Genomic DNA, 21,806 nt, shown 5'->3' on the forward strand with positions numbered 1-21,806 from the left:
TGTTCGGTTAGCAAAAAGCCCCTGAAAAGGGGCTCCGCTGAAGCTGGTTGCGGGGGCTGGATTTGAACCAACGACCTTCGGGTTATGAGCCCGACGAGCTACCAAGCTGCTCCACCCCGCGACAAAGCTGGGGCGAAAGTATAAGACCGAACCCTGCTGAGGGTCAAATCCAAACCTTCACCTGCAAGAAAGCCCGCTAAAGCGGGCTCTCAAGCTTCAATTGGTACCGAGAAGGGGACTCGAACCCCTACACCCTATGGGCACAACCACCTCAAGGTTGCGTGTCTACCAATTCCACCACCTCGGCAATACTACTACTTGAAACCCGTTACTTCTGCTCTTCTGCCGGAGGAGGTACATCACCCGTATTAGGAGTGGCTTCGCTCTTCTGCTGCTGTTGGAGCACCGGTACATCATCATTGACTGCCGGTTTTTGCGGCTCTTTCACTTCTAGCACTGCTGGATCTGGAAGACCTGCTTGGCTAAGCTGGTGAGCTTGTTGCTTCGCGAAGTATCCTAACCCAAGTGCTGTCAAAAAGAAAGTGGCAGCGAGTATAGCAGTTAATTTACTTAGGAACGTTGCAGAGCCTTGGCTCCCGAACACGGTATTAGAAGCACCCGCGCCGAAAGATGCACCTGCTTCAGCACCTTTACCCTGTTGCAACAGTACCAGCACTACTAGCGAAAGCGCTGCCAACAGATGAAAAACAACGATGACTGTTTCCAGCATTTGTTCAGTTTCCTGCGGCGCGACAAATTGCACCGAATTCGTCTGCGTTCAGGGACGCTCCACCAATGAGCCCCCCATCGATATCCGGCATGCCGAACAGTTCGGCCGCATTGGCCGCCTTCACGCTGCCGCCGTAGAGCAACTGCACCTTCGCAGCCACTTCAGCATCTTCTGCCGCCAGCTGGCCGCGGATGGCGGCGTGCACATCCTGGGCCTGCTGTGGCGTGGCCGTAAGGCCAGTGCCGATGGCCCATACAGGCTCATAGGCAATTACTGCATCGGCAAAAGCCTTAACACCGAATGCTTCGATGATACTGCTTAGTTGACGCCCAACAACTTCGAGCGTTTTGCCTGCCTCGCGCTCTTCCAGGGTTTCCCCTATGCAAAGCACTGGCTTCAAACCTTTGGCCTGGGCCGCTGCAAACTTGCGATTCAGCACTTCGTCGGTTTCACCAATGATCTGGCGACGCTCGGAATGGCCAATCAACACCAACTTGCAACCTGCTTCAACCAGCTGCTCGGGAGCAACTTCCCCGGTCAGCGCACCCTGTTCGGGTTGTACAGCAGAATTCTGTGCACCGACAGTAATTTCTTTACCCGCCAGGCCATCGATCACTTGATTGATGAACAAGGTCGGTGGAAATACTGCGACTTCCACTCCGCTCGGCAAGGCGAGATTGCTCAAGCCTTCGGTCAGCTCAGCGACGCTAGCGCGGGTACCGTGCATCTTCCAGTTACCAGCTACCATAGGGCGACGCATGCTTTACCTCGTCGGTCAAAGTGGGCGCAGATCTTACCCAACCAGATCTGCGCTGGCAAGCGCCTTCAGACACAAACTTCGCCAACCAGTTTGGCCAGGGCTTCGGCATGGCCACGCACCTGCGCTTCGTCCTCGCCTTCGACCATTACCCGCACCAGCGGCTCGGTACCGGACTTGCGCAACAACACACGCCCGCGCCCCGCCAGCGCCTCGGTGACCTTGGCGCTGGCTTCCTGCACGGCCGGGTGCTGCAGCGGGTCGACCTTGCTGCCGCCAAAGCGCACATTGATCAGCACCTGCGGGCATTTGCGCAGGGCCTGGCGGGCCTGGGCCAGGCCCTCGCCGCGGCGCTTGAGCGCCATCAGCACCTGCAACGCGGCAATGATCGCGTCACCGGTAGTGGTGTAGTTGCAGCACACCACGTGGCCCGAGTTTTCGCCGCCGACCAGCCACTCACGCTCCAGCAGCTCGGCCATCACATAACGGTCACCGACCTTGGCCCGCACGAAGGGGATATCCAGGTCCTTGAGCGCCAGCTCCAGGCCCAGGTTGCTCATCAGCGTACCCACTACCCCGCCCTGGAGCTTGCCACGCTCCTGCAGGTCGCGGGCAATGATGAACAGCAGCTCGTCGCCATCGACGATCGCCCCGGTGTGGTCGACCATCAGTACGCGGTCACCGTCACCGTCGAAGGCAATGCCGAGATCGGCATGCCCGACCAGCACCGCAGCCTGCAGCGATTCGATATGGGTCGAGCCGCAGTTTTCATTGATGTTCAACCCGTCGGGCTGGGCATGCAGCACAGTGACATCGGCACCCAGCTCGCGGAACACGCTTGGAGCAACCTTGTAAGTGGCACCATGGGCGCAATCGACCACCAGCTTGAGGCCTGCGAAACTGGTGCTGCTCGGTACGCTGCTCTTGCAGAACTCGATGTAGCGGCCAGCAGCATCGTTGATACGCGATACCTTGCCCAGCTTGCTCGACTCGACCACGGTCATCGGCTGATCGAGCAGTTCCTCGATCATCAGTTCGACGTCGTCCGGCAGTTTGGTGCCCTGGCCCGAGAAGAACTTGATGCCGTTGTCGTCATGCGGGTTGTGCGAGGCACTGATGACGATACCGGCTTCGGCGTGGAAGGTACGTGTAAGGTAGGCGATGGCCGGTGTCGGCATCGGCCCCAGCAGCATCACGTCGGCGCCTGCCGCCGACAGGCCGGCTTCGAGGGCAGACTCGAACATGTAGCCGGAGATGCGCGTGTCCTTGCCCACCAGCACCCGGCAGTGGCCGAGCTTGCGGAAGGCCATGCCGGCCGCCCAACCCAGCTTCAGCATGAAGTCCGGGGTGATCGGGTATTCGCCGACGCGGCCACGAATGCCGTCGGTACCAAAGTATTTTCTGCTCATAGGGACTCCAATGTTCTTATTCGGCGCCTTGTACCGCAGCGATCATGCGCACCACATCGACCGTTTCGGCCACGTCGTGGACACGCAGGATGCTCGCGCCCTTGGTCATGGCCAGGGCCGCCAGTGCCAGGCTGCCGTACAGGCGCTCGTCGACCGGACGTTCCAGCGTCAGGCCGATCATGCTCTTTCGCGAGACACCCACCAGCAGTGGGCGCCCAAGACGATGGAGCGTTTCCATGTGCTTGAACAGGCTCAGGTTGTGCGCCAGCGTTTTGGCGAAACCGAAGCCCGGGTCAAGGATGATGCGTTGTTCATCAATACCGGCCGATGCGCAGGCCGCCATGCGCTGCTGCAGATACCGGGCAACATCGGCAGTCACGTTCTCGTAGTGTGGGTCGTCCTGCATGTTGCCCGGCTCGCCACGCATGTGCATCAGGCACACCGGCAGGCCGGTGGCGGCAGCGGCATCCAGGGCGCCGTCGCGCTCCAGGCCACGCACGTCGTTGATCAACCCGGCGCCAAGGCGCGCAGACTCACGCATGACGGCCGGGGTCGAGGTATCGACGGAGATGACCACGTCCAGGCGACTGTTGATGGCCTCGACCATGGGCGCCACACGCTCGAGCTCCTCGGTGACCGAAACGGCGCGCGCCCCAGGCCGGGTGGACTCACCACCGATGTCGATCAGCGTGGCACCGGCGGCAACCATGGCTTCGGCATGGCGCAAGGCCTCGTCGCGCTGGTTGAAACGCCCGCCATCGGAGAAGGAATCGGGGGTGATATTGAGAATACCCATGACATGGGTACGTGACAAATCAAGAACCCGGTTGCCGCAAGGCAACCGGGTCGGGTACTGCACTGAGCTCATAGATGCCCTTAGTGTTGAGCTGCCGGGCCGCCAATCGGCGATTCCGGACGATCGTTCTGGGCAGCAGGCGTACCCGAATCCGTATCATCGTCCCAGTCACGCGGCTCGCGCGGCGTACGCCCAGCCATGATGTCGTCGATCTGATCGGCATCAATGGTCTCATACTTCATCAGCGCTTCGGTCATTGCTTCGAGCTTGTCGCGGTTCTCGACCAGCAACTGCTTGGCCGTGGCGTAACACTGGTCGATGATGCTGCGCACCTCGGAGTCGATCAGCTTGGCGGTTTCGCCGGAAACGCTGGCGTGCTGGCTGGCAGCGCTGCGGCCCAGGAACACCTCGCCGTCTTCTTCGGCATACATCAACGGACCGAGTTTTTCGGACAGGCCCCACTTGGTCACCATGTTTCGTGCGATCTGGCTGGCACGCATGATGTCGTTGGAAGCGCCGGTGGTAACCCCGTCGAAGCCCAGGGTCATCTCTTCGGCAATACGACCGCCGTACAGCGAGCAGATCTGGCTGATCAAGGCACGCTTGGACAGACTGTAACGGTCCTCTTCCGGCAGGAACATGGTCACACCCAGGGCACGACCACGCGGGATGATCGAAACCTTGTAGACCGGGTCGTGCTCAGGCACCAGGCGGCCGACGATGGCGTGGCCCGCCTCGTGGTAGGCAGTGTTACGTTTTTCTTTCTCGGACATGACCATGGTCTTGCGCTCGGCGCCCATCATGATCTTGTCCTTGGCCAGCTCGAACTCCTTCATCTCCACCAGGCGCTTGTTGGAGCGGGCGGCAAACAGGGAAGCTTCGTTGACCAGGTTGGCAAGGTCGGCACCGGAGAAGCCCGGCGTACCCCGCGCGATAACGGCCGGGTTGACGTTCTCGCTGACCGGCACCTTGCGCATGTGCACCTTGAGGATCTGCTCGCGGCCGCGGATGTCCGGCAGGCCGACCACCACCTGGCGGTCGAAACGGCCGGGGCGCAGCAGCGCCGGGTCGAGTACGTCCGGGCGGTTGGTGGCGGCGATGACGATGATGCCATCGTTCATCTCGAAGCCGTCCATTTCCACCAACAACTGGTTCAGGGTTTGCTCACGCTCGTCGTGACCACCGCCCATGCCGGCACCACGGTGGCGACCCACGGCGTCGATCTCGTCGATGAAGATGATGCACGGTGCATGCTTCTTGGCCTGTTCGAACATGTCGCGCACACGGCTGGCACCGACACCGACGAACATTTCAACGAAGTCCGAACCGGAAATGGTGAAGAACGGGACTTTTGCCTCACCGGCAATGGCCTTGGCCAGCAGGGTTTTACCGGTACCGGGTGGGCCTACCATCAGCACGCCCCGCGGAATACGGCCGCCCAAGCGCTGGAACTTGCCCGGGTCACGCAAGAACTCGACCAGCTCGCCAACTTCTTCCTTGGCCTCGTCGCAACCGGCGACGTCGGCCAGGGTCGTCTTGACCTGGTCTTCGGACAGCAGGCGCGCCTTGCTCTTGCCAAAGCTCATGGGCCCGCCTTTACCGCCGGCACCGCCCTGCATCTGGCGCATGAAGAACATGAACACGGCGATGATCACCAGGATCGGGAAGCTTGCTACCAACAGCTGCGTCCAGATGCTCTGCTGCTCAGGCTGCTTGCCTTCGACCACTACGTGGTTGTCGACGAGGTCGCCGATCAGGCCGTTATCGGTGATGGCCGGGCGCACGGTCTTGAAACTGTCGCCATCGGAGCGCTTGCCGGTAATGATGTAGCCGTCGACGGTCACACGCTCGACCTTGCCATCCTTGACCTGCTGGATGAAGTCGGAGTAGTTGAGGGTCTGCGGCTCGTTAGGGCTGGAGAAGTTGTTCATCACTGTCACCAGGACAGCTGCGATGATCAACCACAGGATCAGATTCTTTGCCATGTCGTTCAATTCGCTACCCTCTGAGGCCGGCGCACGACGCAGCCGTGCCTCGCATGATATTCATCGCCCTAACTTACTACATTACCTACGCAGCCGCAGGCACCGTCTGTAACCCTTTGTGAAAGCTAGACTACACGAAGTTCGGACGATCCTGACGCCGCGGCCGATTGGAAATAACTATCGGCCGCCGCGCTTCACGCCTTTCAAGCGCCTTTGAAACCTTTGCCCAACAGGTACTGTTCACGCGAGCGGTCCCGCGATGAAGAAGGCTTGCGCATCTGCACCTTGTCGAACTTGGTGCGCACGTCCTTCAGGTACATGTCGAAACCTTCGCCCTGGAAAATCTTGATCAGGAAATCCCCGCCGGGCTTGAGCACGCGGGTTGCCAGGTCCAGGGCCAGCTCGCAGAGGAACATGGCACGTGGCATGTCCACTTCGGGCGTACCACTCATATTGGGGGCCATGTCGGAAATCACAAGGTCCACGTGCGAATCACCGACTGCGTCGAGGATTTGCTGGAGCACGGCGTCTTCGGTGAAATCGCCCTGGATGAAGGTAACGTCGGGGATCGAGTCCATTTCCAGGATATCCGAAGCGATCAGCCGGCCCTGGCCGCCAATCAGACGACTGGTCACCTGCGACCACCCGCCTGGGGCCGCACCCAGGTCGATTACGCTCATGCCGGGGCGGATCAGGCGGTCCTTTTCCTGGATCTCCAGCAGTTTGTAGCTCGCACGCGAGCGGTAGCCGTCCTTCTGTGCCTGTTTCACAAAAGGATCGTTGAAATGCTCTCGCAGCCAGTTTGCGCTGCTTTTGGAACGTTGTACCACGGGGCACCTCGATGATATGCGTCGTGATTGACTGGGCGGAGCCGGTGGCCCTCGGGTAAAATGCCGGTCAATTTTACAGAATCAGACGGAAAGGGTCAGATTATGCCGCTCAATAACGAGCAGAAGAAGCAATACAAGTCCATTGGTCATGACCTGAAGCCGGTCCTGATCGTTGCTGGCAATGGTTTGAATGAAGGCGTGGTCGCCGAGCTGGAACGCGCACTGGTCGATCATGAACTGATCAAGGTCGAGATTCGCTCGGAAGACCGCGAAGAACGCGCCGAGACCATCGCCGAGCTGTGCAAGGCCGGCCGCGCCGAACTGGTGCAGACCATCGGCAAGAAAGCCCTGATCTACCGCAAGAACCCACAACCGAACAAGCAGCTGTCCAACATTCACCGTTACAAGTAACGGAAAGGATAGCGCGACTCCTGTGTAGGAGCGGCCTTGTGTCGCGATGGGCTGCGAAGCGGCCCCCTGCAATATCTGTGGTTAAGCTGATATCTGGGGGCTGCTTCGCAGCCCATCGCGACACAAGGCCGCTCCTACAAGGGACTGCGGCAGTCTGGGCTAGCGCCGGGCTTTGACCGGCACCGGCTGGGCCACCAGCACGATGCCGGAGAAGCCCAGCACCAGGAAGCAGAACATCTGCCAGCGCTCGCCAACGGAAATGCCGTAACGCAGGGTGTAGTACCCCACACACGCACCGAAGCCGAGCAACAGCATCTGGCCGCGAAACTGCCGCCACCAGGCCGCCAGGCCTTCCACCCTTGCCAGCACAGCCAGCTGGGTCAACAAGCCAAGCAACGCCACGCCGATCAACCAGCGGTCGATCTGCCCGGCGATATCCTGCACCAGCAGCGGCGCCAGGCCGCTGACCTTGAGCGCAGGTACCAGCCCCACATGGAACACCCACAGGCCACCGACCCAGAATACCTGGGCCAGTTGCCAGAGGATCCCCTCGAGGGATGGCGCCCGCAGGCGCCGGTCAGATGTGTTTGACTTCGACAATCTCGTACTCGACCGTACCGCTTGGCGTCTTCACCACCACGGTGTCACCTTCTTCCTTGCCAATGATGGCACGGGCGATCGGTGCGCTGCTCGACAGCTTGCCTTGTTTCACGTCAGCTTCATCTTCACCGACGATCTGGTAGGTCACCTCGTCATCGGTTTCGGTGTTGGCCAGCACCACGGTGGTGCCAAAAATCACCTTGCCGGTGTGAGCGATGGTGGTGACGTCGATCACCACCGAGTTCTGCAGGCGGCCTTCGATATCGCGGATACGCGCCTCGACCATGCCCTGCTCTTCACGCGCGGCATGGTATTCGGCGTTTTCCTTGAGGTCGCCCAGCTCACGCGCTTCACCAATGGCTTGGCTCAGGCGCGGGCGCTCGGTCTTGCTCAGGAAGGTCAGCTCCTCTTCCAGGGCGCGAGCGCCCTGGACGGTCATCGGGTATTTGGTAATGCTCATGCTTTGAGTCCTGCATGCAGATCCTGCAGGCGACGAACAGTCTTCTCGGGACCGAATTTCAACGCCTCGCAGATGGCTTCACCAGCCGCAATGGTAGTGGTGCAGTAAATCTTGTGCTGCAGCGCATTGCGACGAATCGAGTAGGAGTCGGCGATCGACTGGCGGCCTTCGGTGGTGTTGATGATCAGCGACACTTCGTCGTTCTTGATCATGTCGACCACGTGCGGGCGGCCTTCGGTCACCTTGTTCACGCGGCGCACTTTCAGGCCAGCCGCCTCGATAACCTTGGCGGTGCCGGCAGTAGCAACCACTTCGAAGCCCAGGGCGATCAGGTCACGGGCAACGCCAGCCACTTGTGGCTTGTCGTCGTCACGCACGCTGATGAACGCGGTGCCGCCAGTAGGCAGCACTTCGCTGGCACCCATCTGGGCCTTGGCGAAGGCTTCACCGAAGCTGTCACCAACACCCATGACCTCACCGGTCGATTTCATCTCAGGGCCGAGGATCGGGTCAACCCCTGGGAACTTGGCGAACGGGAAGACGGCTTCCTTGACGCTGTAGAAGTTCGGGATGATTTCCTGGGTGAAGCCCAGCTCTTTGAGGGTTTTGCCAGCCATGACGCGGGCCGCGATCATGGCCAGGGAAGTGCCGATGCACTTGGACACGAACGGCACGGTACGCGATGCACGCGGGTTGACTTCGATCACGTAGATCTTGTCGCCCTGCAGGGCCAGCTGCACGTTCATCAGGCCGACCACGCCCAGCTCCAGGGCCATTTTCTTGACCTGTTCGCGCACTTCGTCCTGCACGCCCTTGCTCAGCGAGTAAGGTGGCAGCGAGCATGCCGAGTCACCGGAGTGAACGCCGGCCTGTTCGATGTGCTGCATGATCGCGCCGATGACCACGTCGGTACCGTCGCACACCGCATCCACGTCCATTTCGATGGCGCAGTTGAGGAAGTGGTCGAGCAGTACCGGGCTGTCGTTGGAAACCTGAACAGCCTCACGCAGGTAGCGCTTGAGCTCGTCCAGTTCGTAGACGATCTCCATGGCACGGCCACCCAGTACATAGGATGGGCGCACGACCAGCGGGTAGCCGATGCTGCCGGCGGCACGAATGGCCTCTTCTTCGCTGCGCACGGTCGCGTTTGGCGGCTGCAGCAGGTTCAGGCGCTGGACCATCTGCTGGAAGCGCTCGCGGTCTTCGGCGCGGTCGATGGCGTCCGGGCTGGTACCGATGATCGGCACACCGGCCTCTTCCAGGGCGCGCGCCAGTTTCAGCGGGGTCTGGCCGCCGTAGTGCACGATCACGCCTTTGGGCTTCTCGACGCGGCACACTTCCAGCACGTCTTCCAGGGTCAGCGGCTCGAAGTACAGGCGGTCGGAGGTGTCGTAGTCGGTGGAAACGGTTTCCGGGTTGCAGTTGACCATGATGGTCTCGTAACCGTCGTCACGCAGCGCCAGGGCCGCGTGTACGCAGCAGTAGTCGAACTCGATACCTTGGCCGATACGGTTCGGGCCACCGCCCAGGATCATGATCTTGTCACGGGTCGACGGGTTGGCCTCGCACTCTTCCTCGTAGGTGGAGTACAGGTAGGCGGTGTCGGTGGCGAACTCGGCGGCGCAGGTGTCGACGCGCTTGTACACCGGGAACACTTCGAGCTTGTGGCGGTGGCGGCGCAGGTTCTTGTCGGTAATACCCAATAGCTTGGCCAGGCGCTGGTCAGAGAAGCCCTTGCGCTTGAGGCGCAGCATGTAGTCCTTGTCGATGGCCGACAGGGCCAGGGTCTTGACCTTCTCTTCTTCTTTGATCAGGTCTTCCATCTGCACCAGGAACCACATGTCGATGCCGGTCAGATTGAAGATTTCTTCGCAGGTCATGCCCGAACGCATGGCGTCGGCGACATACCAGATACGCTCGGCACCCGGCACGGTCAGCTCGCGCTTGAGGATGCTGGCAGCTTCCGGGCTGGCCAGGTCGACTTTCGGGTCGAGGCCGCAAGCGCCGACTTCCAGGCCACGCAGGGCTTTCTGCAGGGACTCCTGGAAGGTACGGCCGATGGCCATGACTTCACCCACGGACTTCATCTGGGTGGTCAGGCGGGCGTCGGCCTTGGGGAATTTCTCGAAGGCGAAGCGCGGCAGCTTGGTGACCACGTAGTCGATCGACGGCTCGAAGGAGGCCGGGGTACGACCGCCGGTAATGTCGTTCTGCAGCTCGTCGAGGGTGTAGCCGATGGCCAGCTTGGCGGCGATCTTGGCGATCGGGAAGCCGGTAGCCTTGGAGGCCAATGCCGAGGAACGCGAAACGCGCGGGTTCATCTCGATCACGACCATGCGGCCGGTGTTCGGGCAGATACCGAACTGAACGTTGGAACCGCCGGTTTCCACACCAATTTCACGCAGCACCGCCAGCGAGGCGTTGCGCATGATCTGGTATTCCTTGTCGGTCAGGGTCTGCGCCGGGGCAACCGTGATCGAGTCACCGGTGTGCACGCCCATCGGGTCGAAGTTCTCGATGGAGCAGACGATGATGCAGTTGTCCTTTTTGTCGCGGACCACTTCCATCTCGTACTCTTTCCAACCGATCAGCGATTCGTCGATCAGCAGTTCCTTGGTTGGCGACAGGTCCAGACCACGGGTGCAGATTTCTTCGAATTCTTCACGGTTGTAGGCAATACCGCCGCCAGTGCCGCCCATGGTGAACGACGGGCGGATGATGCAAGGGAAGCCCAGCTTCTCCAGCACCGCATTGGCCTCTTCCATGCTGTGGGCGATACCCGAACGCGGGCACTCCAGGCCGATGTCCTTCATGGCCTTGTCGAAGCGCGAGCGGTCTTCGGCCTTGTCGATGGTGTCGGCGTTGGCACCGATCATCTCTACGCCGAACTTTTCCAGAACGCCGTGGCGCTCCAGGTCCAGGGCGCAGTTCAGTGCAGTCTGGCCACCCATGGTCGGCAGCACGGCGTCTGGGCGCTCTTTCTCGATGATCTTGGCCACCGACTGCCACTTGATAGGCTCGATGTAGGTGGCGTCGGCCATGGCCGGGTCGGTCATGATGGTGGCTGGGTTGGAGTTCACCAGGATGACGCGGAAACCTTCCTCGCGCAGGGCTTTGCAAGCCTGGGCGCCGGAGTAGTCGAATTCACAGGCCTGGCCGATCACGATCGGGCCAGCGCCGAGAATCAGGATGCTTTTGATGTCTGTACGTTTTGGCATGGTGGTCACTCAAATCCGGGGTCAGTCGGCAAGCCGCTTTGAACAATCTGGGTCAGGCGCTGCCGGGCGCGGCGTGTGCCGGCCCGGGGCCTTGAAGCAGGATGCTCAGCGGCGCTTGGCCATGGCATCGGTGAAACGATCGAACAGTGGCGCGACGTCGGTCGGGCCTGGGCTCGCTTCAGGGTGGCCCTGGAAGCTGAACGCGCTCTTGTCGGTACGCTCGATACCCTGCAGGGTGCCGTCGAACAGCGACTTGTGGATGGCGCGGACATTGCCCGGCAGGGTGGCTTCGTCAACGGCAAAGCCGTGGTTCTGGCTGGTGATCATGACCACGCCGGTGTCCAGGTCTTGCACCGGGTGGTTGGCACCGTGGTGGCCATGGCCCATTTTCACGGTCTTGGCACCGGAGGCCAGCGCCAGCAACTGGTGGCCCAGGCAGATGCCGAATACCGGAATCTCGGTTTCGAGGATTTCCTTGATGGCCTGGATGGCGTAGTCGCACGGCTCGGGGTCGCCAGGGCCGTTGGACAGGAACACGCCGTCCGGGTTGAGCGCCAGCACTTCGCTGGCCGGGGTCTGGGCCGGCACCACGGTCACGCGGCAGCCACGGGCAACCAGCATGCGCAGGATGTTCAGCTTGACGCCGTAGTCGAAGGCCACCACGTGGTAGGGCAGGTCGGCCGCGTCGATGGTCGGGTGGCTGTCGGTTTTCAGCTCCCACACGCTGGAGCGCCACTCGTAGCGTTCCTTGGTGGAAACCACCTTGGCCAGGTCCATGCCCTTGAGGCCCGGGAAACCGCGGGCAGCGGCAATGGCCGCCTCTTCGCTGATGTTGTCACCCGCCAGGATGCAGCCGTTCTGGGCGCCCTTCTCACGCAGGATGCGGGTGAGGCGACGAGTGTCGATGCCGGCGATGGCAACCACATTGTTGGCCTTGAGGTACTCCGGCAGCGACTGGGTGTTGCGCCAGTTGCTGGCCAGCAGCGGCAGGTCACGGATGACCAGGCCGGCGGACCACACGCGGTTGGACTCGGCGTCTTCCGGGGTGGTACCGGTGTTGCCGATGTGCGGGTAGGTCAGGGTGACGATTTGCTGCGCGTAGGAAGGGTCTGTAAGGATTTCCTGGTAGCCGGTCATAGCGGTGTTGAATACCACCTCACCAACGGTCTGACCGTCGGCACCAATGGCTTCACCGCGAAAAATACTGCCGTCGGCAAGGGCGAGTATGGCTGGCTTTGTCAAGAAGACCTCCCGTAAATCAAGCATGAAAGGGCGATCGCAGGTTGCAAAAAAGCGGAGTGACGTATGGACACGTCACCCCGCTTTCATGTGCTGAATTCAATTCGCTGCGCGCTTTTAGTGGACACACTAAAGCTGTAGCTTACAGAAAAGTGCGTTTTCGGTCTACCGCATATGTGCCTCTAAAACACATCGATGCGACAGGCTGACTATTGTGTTGGCTTCTTCGCGGGCTTGCCCGCTCCCACAGGGCTTGGGCCTTGCACAAAACCTGTAGGAGCGGGCAAGCCCGCGAAGAAGCCAACACAGCCCTCACTGCTTAACGCAGATCAAGCACATCCTGCATGTCGTACAGGCCAGGCTCACGCCCGTCGAGCCACAGCGCCGCACGCACGGCGCCCTTGGCGAAGGTCATGCGGCTGGAGGCCTTGTGGGTGATCTCCAGGCGCTCGCCTTCTGCAGCGAACAGCACGGTGTGATCACCGACCACATCGCCGGCACGTACGGTGGCAAAGCCGATCGTCTTGCGGTCGCGCGCGCCGGTCTGCCCTTCACGACCATACACGGCCACTTCCTGCAGGTCGCGGCCCAGCGCGTTGGCAACCACTTCACCCATGCGCAACGCCGTACCCGAAGGGGCATCGACCTTGTGGCGGTGGTGCGCCTCGATGATTTCGATATCCACATCATCGCCCAGCACGCGCGCCGCCATGTCGAGCAACTTCAGGCTCAGGTTGACGCCAACGCTGAAGTTGGCAGCGAACACGATTGGAATGTCCTTGCCCGCCTCGGCCAGCAACTGCTTTTCTTCGACGGTGAAACCGGTGGTACCGATGACCATGGCCTTGCCGTGCTTGCGGCAGAACGCCAGGTTCTTCAGGGTGACCGACGGGTGGGTGAAATCGATCAGCACGTCGAACTCGTCCACCACCTTGGCCAGGTCGTCGGACAGCAGCACACCAATGCGCCCCAGGGCCGCCAGTTCACCGGCATCGGCGCCGACCAGCGAGCTGTCGGGGCGGTCGACCGCCGCCGTCAGCCCGGCGCCGGGTTGCTGCTGCACGGCCTCGATGAGGGTCTTGCCCATACGCCCTGCCGCGCCCATCACTGCAATACGTCGCATAGCCTTTTCCTTGTCAGAGATCGCCGAAGAAGCGCTTCACGCCATCGAACCAGCCACTGGCCTTCGGCGAGTGCGAGCTGTCGCCTTCCAGCGAATCACGCAGCTCTTCGAGCAGTTCGCGCTGGCGGCGGCTGAGGTTGACCGGGGTTTCCACCGCCACACGGCACAGCAGGTCACCGGCACCACCACCGCGCACCGGCGCCACACCCTTGCCGCGCAAGCGGAACTGCTTGCCGGTCTGGGTGCCTTCCGGAATACGCAGCTTCACCCGGCCATCGAGGGTCGGCACCTCCAACTCGCCGCCCAGGGCGGCATCGGTGTAGCTGATCGGCACCTCGCAGTACAGGTGCTTGCCATCACGCTGGAAGATCTCGTGCTCACGCACACTGATCACGACATACAGGTCGCCGGTCGGGCCACCATGGGTGCCGGCCTCGCCTTCACCCGACAGGCGGATGCGGTCACCGGTATCGACACCGGCCGGCACCTTGACCGACAGGGTCTTGTATTCCTCGACGCGGCCTTCGCCGTGGCACGAGGTGCAAGGGTCGGTGATGATCTTGCCCTGGCCATGGCAACGCGGGCAGGTTTGCTGCACCGAGAAGAAGCCCTGCTGCATGCGGACCTGGCCGATGCCACCACAGGTGGGGCAGGTCGACGGGGTGGAGCCCTTCTTGGCGCCGGAGCCATCGCACGGCTGGCAGTTGACCAGGGTCGGCACGCGGATGCTGACCGTAGTGCCGCGCACCGCTTCTTCCAGGTTCAGCTCCAGGGTGTAACGCAGGTCGCTGCCACGCTGGGCGCCACCGCGTCCGCCACCACGGCCGCCGCCGAAGAAGTCGCTGAACACATCGCCGAAGATGTCGGAGAAGTTGGCGCCACCGAAACCAGGGCCGCCGCCACCCATGCTCGGGTCGACACCGGCATGGCCATACTGGTCGAACGCCGCGCGTTTGCTGGCATCAGACAGCACTTCGTAGGCCTCGTTGGCCTCTTTGAACTTGTCTTCGGACTCTTTATCGCCCGGGTTGCGGTCCGGGTGGTATTTCATCGCCAGACGGCGATAAGCTTTTTTGAGGTCTGCCTCGGTGGCGCCGCGCTCGACACCCAGAACCTCATAATAATCACGCTTGGACATAGGTCATTTGCACCTTGTTGGGCGTGTGGCATCTGCGCCACGCCATCAGCACCTGCGCTCGCCCACCAGGGCCGCTGACAGATGCTGTAAAAATTCTCGAATTCCAGATACGCCAACGCGGGAGCAAGCCCCCGCGCGGCGACATCCTACCAATTCACCGACAAACCACGGTGAACTGGCCGACAACATGCAACGATTACTTCTTGTCGTCGCCTTTGACTTCTTCGAACTCGGCGTCAACCACGTCATCGTGCTTGGCTTCCGGCTCGGCCTGCTGCGCGCCACCCTGAGGCTGTTCGGCCGACTGCTCGGCGTACATCTTCTGGGCAACCGGGGCAGAGACCTTGGACAGCTCTTCGACCTTGGCGTCGATGGCGGCCTTGTCGTCGCCTTTGACAGCGGCTTCCAGGGCAACCACGGCAGCCTCGATGGCAGTTTTCTCTTCAGCGGTGACCTTGTCACCGGCGTCAGCGACCATCTTGCGGGTCGAGTGAACCAGCGCATCACCCTGGTTACGGGCAGCAGCCAGCTCTTCGAACTTGCGGTCTTCCTCGGCGTTGGCCTCGGCGTCACGCACCATGCGCTCGATTTCTTCGTCCGACAGGCCGGAGTTGGCCTTGATCACGATCGACTGCGACTTGCCGGTGGCCTTGTCTTTGGCGCTGACGTGCAGGATGCCGTTGGCGTCGATGTCGAAGGTCACTTCGATTTGCGGCACACCGCGTGGCGCTGGCGGAATGTCGGCCAGGTCGAACTTGCCCAGCGACTTGTTCTGCGCAGCCTGCTTACGCTCACCCTGCAGCACGTGAATGGTCACAGCGCCCTGGTTGTCGTCGGCAGTCGAGAACACCTGCGACTTCTTGGTCGGGATGGTGGTGTTCTTCTCGATCAGCGAAGTCATCACGCCGCCCATGGTTTCGATACCCAGGGTCAGCGGGCTGACGTCCAGCAGCAGCACGTCTTTCACGTCGCCAGCCAGTACCGCGCCCTGAATGGCAGCACCCATGGCCACGGCTTCGTCCGGGTTGACGTCCTTGCGGGCTTCTTTACCGAAGAAGTCAGCAACGGCCTTCTGCACCAGCGGCATACGGGTCTGGCCACCGACCAGGATCACGTCGTCGATCTTGCTGGCGTCGATGCCGGCGTCTTTCAGCGCTACGCGGCATGGCTCGATGGTACGGGTGACCAGGTCTTCGACCAGCGACTCCAGCTTGGCGCGGGAGATTTTCACGTTCAGGTGCTTCGGACCGGTAGCATCTGCAGTGATGTACGGCAGGTTGACGTCGGTCGACTGAGCGGACGACAGCTCGATCTTGGCTTTTTCAGCAGCTTCTTTCAGACGCTGCAGGGCCAGTGGATCGTTCTTCAGGTCCATGCCCGACTCTTTCTTGAACTCGTCGACGAGGTAGTCGATCAGGCGCATGTCGAAGTCTTCGCCACCCAGGAAGGTGTCGCCGTTGGTAGCCAGTACTTCGAACTGGTGCTCGCCGTCGACTTCGGCAATTTCAATGACCGACACGTCGAAGGTACCACCACCCAGGTCATAGACGATGACGGTGTGGTCGCCCTTGGCCTTGTCCATGCCGTAGGCCAGTGCAGCGGCAGTCGGCTCGTTGATGATACGTTTTACGTCCAGGCCCGCGATGCGGCCAGCGTCTTTGGTAGCCTGGCGCTGGCTGTCGTTGAAGTAGGCCGGCACGGTGATTACCGCTTCGGTCACGGCCTCGCCGAGGTAGTCTTCGGCGGTTTTCTTCATTTTCTTCAGCACTTCAGCGCTGATTTGCGGCGGTGCCATGTCTTTGCCGCCCGCCTGTACCCAAGCGTCGCCATTGTTGGCCTTGACGATTTTGTAAGGCACCAGCTTGATGTCTTTCTGCACGACGTCTTCTTCGAAGCGGCGGCCGATCAGGCGCTTCACGGCGAACAGGGTGTTGTGCGGGTTGGTGACGGCCTGGCGCTTGGCCGACTGGCCAACCAGGATTTCGCCATCGTTGGCGTAGGCCACGATCGAAGGGGTGGTACGCGCACCCTCGGCGTTTTCGATGACTTTGACGTTACCGTTTTCCAGAATAGAGACGCACGAGTTGGTGGTCCCCAGGTCGATACCGATGATCTTGCCCATGTTAACTCTCCCGAAACTTGAATTTGGTAGCAGCGACTAATTTGGCCAACTGCGGTAATACTTGAAGGCTTGACACCTAGATGGGGATGCCCCGACGGATTTCAAGCCTTTTCATTGATCGAGGGTTGCGCCGCGCTCGGCGCCTTGCTGACCACCACCATGGCGGGGCGCAGCAGGCGGCCGTTGAGCAGGTAACCCTTCTGGAACACGTTCAACACGCTGTTAGGCTCTACGTCAGCGCTTTCCTGCATGGCCATGGCCTGGTGGTGCTCAGGGTTGAACGGCTGGCCATGCGGGTCGACCGCTTCGAGGTTGTAGCGCTTGAGGGTGTCCTGGAACATTTTCAGGGTCAGCTCCACGCCTTCGCGGATCTGCTTGACGTTTTCATCCTCGGCGCTGGAGTGGGCCAGGGCCAGTTCCAGGCTGTCGATCACCGGCAGCAGGTCGCTGGAGAACTTCTCCAGGGCGAACTTGTGGGCTTTCTCGACATCCTGCTCGGCGCGGCGGCGCACGTTCTGCAAGTCGGCCACGGCGCGCAGCGATTGGTCCTTGGCGGCGGCCAGCTGTTCCTCGAGTTCCAGAACACGGGCATCCGCAGTGGCTTGGGCACCGGTTTCTTCAACATTAAGGTCTTTTTCGTTCAGCTGTTCGTCAGCCATGGGGTCTCTCCTGCGCAATTTTGTGGACTGCGAGCCAGGCTCGCCTTGGTTGTCGGCTATATGGGGCCGGAAAAACCAGCTTCAAGGGGCAAGCGGGTTTTCAGGCACAAACAGAATCCGCCAAGAGGCATTGGCAGGCCTGAAAAAAGTACTGTATAAATAACCAGACCTGACTTTTCGGGAGCCGCCCCCATGCTGGTGCACCTGTCCATTCACAACTACGCCATCGTCGAACACCTCGACCTCGAAATCGCCCGCGGCATGTCCGTCATCACGGGCGAGACCGGCGCTGGCAAATCGATCATGCTCGACGCCCTCGGCCTGGCCCTGGGCGACCGGGCCGACAGCGGCGTGGTGCGCCCTGGCACCGACAAGGCCGATATCCTGGCCACCTTCGACCTGGTGGACATCCCCGAGGCGCACACCTGGCTGGCCGAGCGCGACATGGACAGCGACGGCCTGTGCATTTTGCGCCGCGTCATCACCGCCGAAGGGCGCAGCCGGGGCTACATCAACGGTACCCCGTGCCCGCTCGGCGACCTCAAGGCCCTGGGCGAACTGCTGATCGACATCCACAGCCAGCATGAGCACCAGTCGCTGCTGAAAACCGACACCCACCGCCGCCTGCTAGACGAGTACGCCGGCGCTGTCGACCTGGCCCGCCAGGTGCAGCTGGCCGCCAAACGCTGGCAGCAAACCCGCCTGGAACTGGAGCGCCTGTCCAACTCCGGTGACGAGCAGCGCGCCCGCCATCAGCTGCTCAGCTACCAGCTGGAAGAGCTGGACAACCTTGCCCTCGGCGAGCACGAGCTGGAACAACTGGAGCAGGAACACAAGAACCTGACCAGCGCCGAAGCCCTGTTCGGTATCTGCCGCCAGGTCATTGACCAGTGCAGCGAAAGTGATTCGGGCAACGTACTCAGCGCCCTCACCGCCAGCCTCAACCGCCTGGGCGCCGCCACCCAGTCGCCCAAGGCGCTGACCGAGGCGGCCAACCTGATCGCCAGCGCGCAGATCCAGGTTGAAGAAGCGGTGGGTGAGCTCAACCGCTTCCTGGACAACTTCGATGCCGACCCGATGCGCCTGCAGGCACTGGAGGAGCGCCTCGACACCATCTATACCCTGGCGCGCAAACACCGCGTGCACCCGACCGAGCTGCCCCACCTGCAGCAGCAACTGATGGAAGAGCTGGAAGGCCTGAACGCCAGCGATGAATCGATTGAACAGCTGGGCGAAGAGCTGGCTGCGTACGCCCAGCACTATAAAGAGCGGGCCAGCGAACTCAGCGCCCTGCGCCGGCAGGCCGCCCAGCAGTTGGCGGTGGCGGTGGAACAGGAAATCCAGCGCCTGGGCATGCCTGGCGGGCGCTTCCGTATCGAGCTGACCCCGCATGAGGGTACGGAGCTCTCGCCGCATGGCCTGGAGCAGATCGAGCTGCTGGTCAGCGCCAACCCGGGGCAACCCCTCAAGGGCCTGGCCAAGGTTGCGTCGGGTGGCGAACTGTCGCGCATCAGCCTGGCGATCCAGGTGATCACGGCACAGACCTCGCGCATTCCCACGCTGGTATTCGACGAAGTGGATGTGGGTATCGGCGGGCCCACCGCGGAAATCGTCGGCCAGTTGCTGCGCCGGCTGGGTGAACGCGGCCAGGTGCTGACCGTGACCCACCTGCCGCAGGTGGCAGCGCAGGGGCACCACCACCTGTTCGTGCACAAGGTGCGCAACAGCGACACCACCCACACCGCCGTGGCCAGCCTGGGCAAGCGCGAGCGCGTGGAAGAAGTCGCACGCATGCTGGGCGGCATCGACCTGACCAAGGAATCCCTGGCGCATGCGCGCAAGATGGTGGTTACCAGCAAGGCCTGAAGCCACTGGATTGCCGGGGCCGCTTGCGGCCCTGTCGCGACGCAATGCCCCTCACTGACCTACTGCCCCTAAAAGCACAAAGGCGACCCGAAGGTCGCCTTTGCTGTCCATAACGATTGAATCGTTACTTCTTCTTACGCACGTACAGGACCAGATTGTGGTCCACCAGCTCGAAACCGTGTTCCTCCACGATTTCACGCTGACGCTTCTCGATGGCGGCGTCCATGAACTCGATGACTTCACTGGTATCCACGTCGACCATATGGTCGTGGTGACCGCCATCGGCCAGTTCGAATACCGCATGACCGCCGTCGAAGTTGTGGCGAACCACCAGACCCGCCGCTTCGAACTGGGTCAGTACGCGGTACACGGTAGCCAGGCCAACGTCCTCGCCAGCCTCCATCAGCGCCTTGTAGACATCCTCGGCGCTCATGTGACGCTGCTCGGCAGAGTCGAGCATCTGAAGGATCTTGACTCGAGGCAGGGTTACCTTGAGACCGGCTTTGCGTAATTCGCTATTTTCAACCATGGTCAGCTTTCTCGCCGATGCTGCTTCGCAGCTTCTCTTAATACGGGTATGATCGGGGTTTACGTTGTCCAGCCAAGATAGTGGAAGTCGCCCACCGATGCAAAACACCAAGCTCTTGCTAAACAGCCTCGCCCTCGCGGGACTGCTCGCACTCGCCGGTTGCTCGTTTCCCGGGGTTTACAAAATCGACATCCAGCAGGGCAATGTCGTCACGCAGGACATGATAGACCAATTGCGCCCGGGAATGACCCGACGGCAAGTGCGGTTTATCATGGGCAACCCGCTGATTCAGGACACTTTCAACACCAACCGTTGGGATTACCTGTACAGCCTGCAGCCTGGTGGCGGCCAACGCCAGCAGGAGCGCATGAGCATTTTCTTCAACGACAGCGACCAACTGGTCAGCCTGTCTGGCGACTTTATGCCAGGCGTTAGCCGCGACCAGGAAATTCTGGGTGGCAGCAGCGATACCACGGTCAGCCACGGCACCGAGCCAGGCCAAACCGAGCAGCCCGCCACACAACCGGCGGAGCAACCCGCCAAGCCTGGTTCGACCGAAGAGGCCATCCAGCGCGAAATCGATACCATCGAGACCACCCCGGTGCCTACGCCAGCACCGCTGGAAACCCGGTAATCGAAAGCAACAAAAAAGCCCGGACTTGTTCCGGGCTTTTTGTTGCTGCCTGCCTGATCAGCCGTTCAACTGCTTGGCACGCTGGCAGAACGCATCGACCAGGGTGTTCGCCGCCTGGTTGAACAGCGGCCCCAACGTGGCACGCACAATGGGCCCGGCATAATCGAACGACAGATCCAGGCTGATTTTGCAGGCCTTCTCGCCCAAAGGCTTGAACACCCACACCCCATGCAATTGGGTAAAGGGGCCTTCCTCCAGGTTCATTTCGATGGACTGCCCAGGCACCAGCACGTTGCGCGTCACAAAGTGCTGGCTCATGCCGCCCTTGGCCACTTCGAGCTTGGCACGCATGTGCGTTTCGCTGCTGTCGATCACCGTCGCGGCCGAGCACCACGGCAGGAACTGCGGGTAGCTGGCCACGTCGTTGACCAGATCGTAGAGCGCCTGGGCGGGGTATGGCAGCAGGGCGGAGCGTTGAATATGGGTAGTCATCCAGGCGTCACTTCCAAGGCTGGGTGGCGGCGCTTCGCAGCGTGCCAAAAACAGATTCTGTCGGCAGGACAGGGCTTGTATTGTCCGGTATTCATTGCGGTGGCTCAAGCACACCGAAATCCCATAGCGAACGACGCACGGTCTTGCCTATAATGCCGGCCCTATGGCTAAACAAAAGAAACATCCGACCGGGACCATCGCGCAGAACAAAAAAGCGCGACACGATTACTTCATCGAACACAAGTTCGAGGCCGGGCTGGTCCTGTCCGGTTGGGAAGTAAAAAGCCTGCGAGCCGGCAAGGCGCACCTCGTGGACAGCTACGTGCTGCTCAAGGACGGTGAGGCCTGGCTGTTCGGCAGCCACATCACCCCGCTCACTACGGCCAGCACCCACGTGATCGCCGACCCGATGCGCACGCGCAAGCTGCTGCTGAACAAGCGCGAGCTCGAGCGCCTGGAAGCGGCGGTGGCGCAAAAGGGTTACACCTGCGTGGCGTTGTCGCTGTACTGGAGCAAGCACCTGATCAAGTGCGAAATTGCACTGGGCAAGGGCAAGAAGGAATTCGACAAGCGCGACACCGTGCGCGAACGCGATTCCAACCGCGAGCTGCAGCGGGCGGTGCGCAACAAGGGCAAGGAAGACTAAAACCTTCTTTGTCAGCAGCGCGGTCAGTGTAGGAGCGGCCTTGTGTCGCGATGGGCTGCGAAGCAGCCCCAGCAATCTCGGCTCATTGCCGAAGCCCAGGGGCCGCTTCGCAGCCCATCGCGACACAAGGCCGCTCCTACATTAACCGCACATGCATGAAGA

20 protein-coding genes and 2 tRNA genes are annotated in these 21,806 nt (G+C 61.3%); 4 read left to right on the plus strand and 18 right to left on the minus strand.

Annotation, left to right across the window (positions count from 1 at the left end):
- Positions 1-44: 44 nt before the first annotated feature.
- The 8 genes from K4A76_RS20095 to rlmE form a co-directional block, all read right to left on the minus strand.
- Positions 45-121 (minus strand) — tRNA-Met (locus K4A76_RS20095).
- 100 nt (positions 122-221) lie between these two features.
- Positions 222-307: transfer RNA gene (locus K4A76_RS20100), tRNA-Leu, on the minus strand.
- A gap of 21 nt (positions 308-328) precedes the next feature.
- Complete coding sequence (secG, locus tag K4A76_RS20105; protein WP_009685347.1) at positions 329-730, minus strand: preprotein translocase subunit SecG; 402 nt, start codon at positions 728-730, stop codon at positions 329-331.
- 4 nt (positions 731-734) lie between these two features.
- Complete coding sequence (tpiA, locus tag K4A76_RS20110; protein ID WP_274411002.1) at positions 735-1,490, minus strand: triose-phosphate isomerase; 756 nt, start codon at positions 1,488-1,490, stop codon at positions 735-737.
- A 65-nt stretch (positions 1,491-1,555) separates the two neighbouring features.
- A complete protein-coding gene (gene glmM / locus K4A76_RS20115) occupies positions 1,556-2,896 on the minus strand; it encodes a phosphoglucosamine mutase (protein WP_009685345.1) in 1,341 nt (446 codons plus the stop codon).
- Positions 2,897-2,912: 16 nt separating this feature from the next.
- Positions 2,913-3,764, minus strand: coding sequence for a dihydropteroate synthase (gene folP / locus K4A76_RS20120; protein ID WP_029885742.1), 852 nt, complete (start codon positions 3,762-3,764; stop codon positions 2,913-2,915).
- Between the two features lie 8 nt (positions 3,765-3,772).
- Positions 3,773-5,677 (minus strand): ATP-dependent zinc metalloprotease FtsH, encoded by a 1,905-nt coding sequence (ftsH, locus tag K4A76_RS20125; RefSeq protein WP_009685343.1) that lies wholly within the window; start codon positions 5,675-5,677, stop codon positions 3,773-3,775.
- A 203-nt stretch (positions 5,678-5,880) separates the two neighbouring features.
- Positions 5,881-6,507: a 23S rRNA (uridine(2552)-2'-O)-methyltransferase RlmE gene (gene rlmE, locus K4A76_RS20130; protein ID WP_009685342.1), complete on the minus strand. Its 627-nt coding sequence runs from the start codon at positions 6,505-6,507 to the stop codon at positions 5,881-5,883.
- Positions 6,508-6,609: 102 nt separating this feature from the next.
- On the opposite strand from rlmE, the gene yhbY reads away from it, so the two are divergent.
- Positions 6,610-6,918, plus strand: coding sequence for a ribosome assembly RNA-binding protein YhbY (yhbY, locus tag K4A76_RS20135; RefSeq protein WP_009685341.1), 309 nt, complete (start codon positions 6,610-6,612; stop codon positions 6,916-6,918).
- A 159-nt stretch (positions 6,919-7,077) separates the two neighbouring features.
- Here yhbY and K4A76_RS20140 read toward each other — a convergent pair whose 3' ends face one another.
- From K4A76_RS20140 to grpE, 8 genes are all read right to left on the minus strand, one after another.
- On the minus strand, positions 7,078-7,518 hold the full coding sequence (locus tag K4A76_RS20140; protein WP_080709202.1) for an MFS transporter: 441 nt from the start codon (positions 7,516-7,518) through the stop codon (positions 7,078-7,080).
- Positions 7,496-7,978 (minus strand): transcription elongation factor GreA, encoded by a 483-nt coding sequence (greA, locus tag K4A76_RS20145; protein WP_261744742.1) that lies wholly within the window; start codon positions 7,976-7,978, stop codon positions 7,496-7,498. Before greA ends, K4A76_RS20140 begins: the two co-directional genes overlap by 23 nt.
- Positions 7,975-11,196 (minus strand): carbamoyl-phosphate synthase large subunit, encoded by a 3,222-nt coding sequence (carB, locus tag K4A76_RS20150; protein WP_029885745.1) that lies wholly within the window; start codon positions 11,194-11,196, stop codon positions 7,975-7,977. The genes greA and carB overlap by 4 nt, the downstream gene beginning before the upstream one ends.
- 105 nt (positions 11,197-11,301) lie before the next feature.
- On the minus strand, positions 11,302-12,438 hold the full coding sequence (carA, locus tag K4A76_RS20155) for a glutamine-hydrolyzing carbamoyl-phosphate synthase small subunit (RefSeq protein ID WP_003249935.1): 1,137 nt from the start codon (positions 12,436-12,438) through the stop codon (positions 11,302-11,304).
- A gap of 316 nt (positions 12,439-12,754) precedes the next feature.
- Positions 12,755-13,558: a 4-hydroxy-tetrahydrodipicolinate reductase gene (gene dapB, locus K4A76_RS20160; protein WP_009685336.1), complete on the minus strand. Its 804-nt coding sequence runs from the start codon at positions 13,556-13,558 to the stop codon at positions 12,755-12,757.
- A gap of 13 nt (positions 13,559-13,571) precedes the next feature.
- Complete coding sequence (dnaJ, locus tag K4A76_RS20165; RefSeq protein WP_009685335.1) at positions 13,572-14,696, minus strand: molecular chaperone DnaJ; 1,125 nt, start codon at positions 14,694-14,696, stop codon at positions 13,572-13,574.
- A 196-nt stretch (positions 14,697-14,892) separates the two neighbouring features.
- Positions 14,893-16,818: a molecular chaperone DnaK gene (gene dnaK / locus K4A76_RS20170; protein WP_054912825.1), complete on the minus strand. Its 1,926-nt coding sequence runs from the start codon at positions 16,816-16,818 to the stop codon at positions 14,893-14,895.
- Positions 16,819-16,919: 101 nt separating this feature from the next.
- Complete coding sequence (gene grpE, locus K4A76_RS20175; protein ID WP_009685333.1) at positions 16,920-17,477, minus strand: nucleotide exchange factor GrpE; 558 nt, start codon at positions 17,475-17,477, stop codon at positions 16,920-16,922.
- 192 nt (positions 17,478-17,669) lie between these two features.
- Here grpE and recN point away from each other — a divergent pair, with 192 nt between their 5' ends.
- Complete coding sequence (recN, locus tag K4A76_RS20180) at positions 17,670-19,343, plus strand: DNA repair protein RecN (RefSeq protein WP_029887492.1); 1,674 nt, start codon at positions 17,670-17,672, stop codon at positions 19,341-19,343.
- A gap of 124 nt (positions 19,344-19,467) precedes the next feature.
- On the opposite strand, the gene fur is transcribed toward recN, so the two are convergent.
- Positions 19,468-19,872, minus strand: a complete 405-nt coding sequence (gene fur, locus K4A76_RS20185; protein WP_009685331.1) for a ferric iron uptake transcriptional regulator — start codon at positions 19,870-19,872, stop codon at positions 19,468-19,470.
- Positions 19,873-19,969: 97 nt separating this feature from the next.
- On the opposite strand from fur, the gene K4A76_RS20190 reads away from it, so the two are divergent.
- Positions 19,970-20,506 carry an outer membrane protein assembly factor BamE gene (locus K4A76_RS20190; protein ID WP_274411003.1) on the plus strand — a complete coding sequence of 179 codons (537 nt, stop codon included), beginning with the start codon at positions 19,970-19,972 and terminating at the stop codon, positions 20,504-20,506.
- Positions 20,507-20,563: 57 nt separating this feature from the next.
- Here K4A76_RS20190 and K4A76_RS20195 read toward each other — a convergent pair whose 3' ends face one another.
- Positions 20,564-20,998 carry a type II toxin-antitoxin system RatA family toxin gene (locus K4A76_RS20195; protein WP_009685329.1) on the minus strand — a complete coding sequence of 145 codons (435 nt, stop codon included), beginning with the start codon at positions 20,996-20,998 and terminating at the stop codon, positions 20,564-20,566.
- A gap of 163 nt (positions 20,999-21,161) precedes the next feature.
- On the opposite strand from K4A76_RS20195, the gene smpB reads away from it, so the two are divergent.
- Positions 21,162-21,644, plus strand: coding sequence for an SsrA-binding protein SmpB (gene smpB / locus K4A76_RS20200; RefSeq protein ID WP_029887491.1), 483 nt, complete (start codon positions 21,162-21,164; stop codon positions 21,642-21,644).
- The last annotated feature ends 162 nt before the right edge of the window (positions 21,645-21,806 follow it).

The organism is Pseudomonas sp. NEEL19, assembly GCF_028751975.1.
Taxonomy (GTDB): Bacteria; Pseudomonadota; Gammaproteobacteria; order Pseudomonadales; family Pseudomonadaceae; genus Aquipseudomonas; species Aquipseudomonas juntendi.

Excerpts from the sequence above, each read along its gene's own strand:
- fur (WP_009685331.1), bottom strand. The coding sequence starts at position 19,872 with ATGGTTGAAAATAGCGAATTACGCAAAGCCGGTCTCAAGGTAACCCTG.
- dnaK (WP_054912825.1), bottom strand. The coding sequence starts at position 16,818 with ATGGGCAAGATCATCGGTATCGACCTGGGGACCACCAACTCGTGCGTC.
- yhbY (WP_009685341.1), top strand. The coding sequence starts at position 6,610 with ATGCCGCTCAATAACGAGCAGAAGAAGCAATACAAGTCCATTGGTCAT.
- secG (WP_009685347.1), bottom strand. The coding sequence starts at position 730 with ATGCTGGAAACAGTCATCGTTGTTTTTCATCTGTTGGCAGCGCTTTCG.
- carB (WP_029885745.1), bottom strand. The coding sequence starts at position 11,196 with ATGCCAAAACGTACAGACATCAAAAGCATCCTGATTCTCGGCGCTGGC.
- K4A76_RS20190 (WP_274411003.1), top strand. The coding sequence starts at position 19,970 with ATGCAAAACACCAAGCTCTTGCTAAACAGCCTCGCCCTCGCGGGACTG.
- folP (WP_029885742.1), bottom strand. The coding sequence starts at position 3,764 with ATGAGCTCAGTGCAGTACCCGACCCGGTTGCCTTGCGGCAACCGGGTT.
- tpiA (WP_274411002.1), bottom strand. The coding sequence starts at position 1,490 with ATGCGTCGCCCTATGGTAGCTGGTAACTGGAAGATGCACGGTACCCGC.
- glmM (WP_009685345.1), bottom strand. The coding sequence starts at position 2,896 with ATGAGCAGAAAATACTTTGGTACCGACGGCATTCGTGGCCGCGTCGGC.
- ftsH (WP_009685343.1), bottom strand. The coding sequence starts at position 5,677 with ATGGCAAAGAATCTGATCCTGTGGTTGATCATCGCAGCTGTCCTGGTG.
- K4A76_RS20195 (WP_009685329.1), bottom strand. The coding sequence starts at position 20,998 with ATGACTACCCATATTCAACGCTCCGCCCTGCTGCCATACCCCGCCCAG.
- smpB (WP_029887491.1), top strand. The coding sequence starts at position 21,162 with ATGGCTAAACAAAAGAAACATCCGACCGGGACCATCGCGCAGAACAAA.
- grpE (WP_009685333.1), bottom strand. The coding sequence starts at position 17,477 with ATGGCTGACGAACAGCTGAACGAAAAAGACCTTAATGTTGAAGAAACC.
- greA (WP_261744742.1), bottom strand. The coding sequence starts at position 7,978 with ATGAGCATTACCAAATACCCGATGACCGTCCAGGGCGCTCGCGCCCTG.
- dapB (WP_009685336.1), bottom strand. The coding sequence starts at position 13,558 with ATGCGACGTATTGCAGTGATGGGCGCGGCAGGGCGTATGGGCAAGACC.
- dnaJ (WP_009685335.1), bottom strand. The coding sequence starts at position 14,696 with ATGTCCAAGCGTGATTATTATGAGGTTCTGGGTGTCGAGCGCGGCGCC.
- recN (WP_029887492.1), top strand. The coding sequence starts at position 17,670 with ATGCTGGTGCACCTGTCCATTCACAACTACGCCATCGTCGAACACCTC.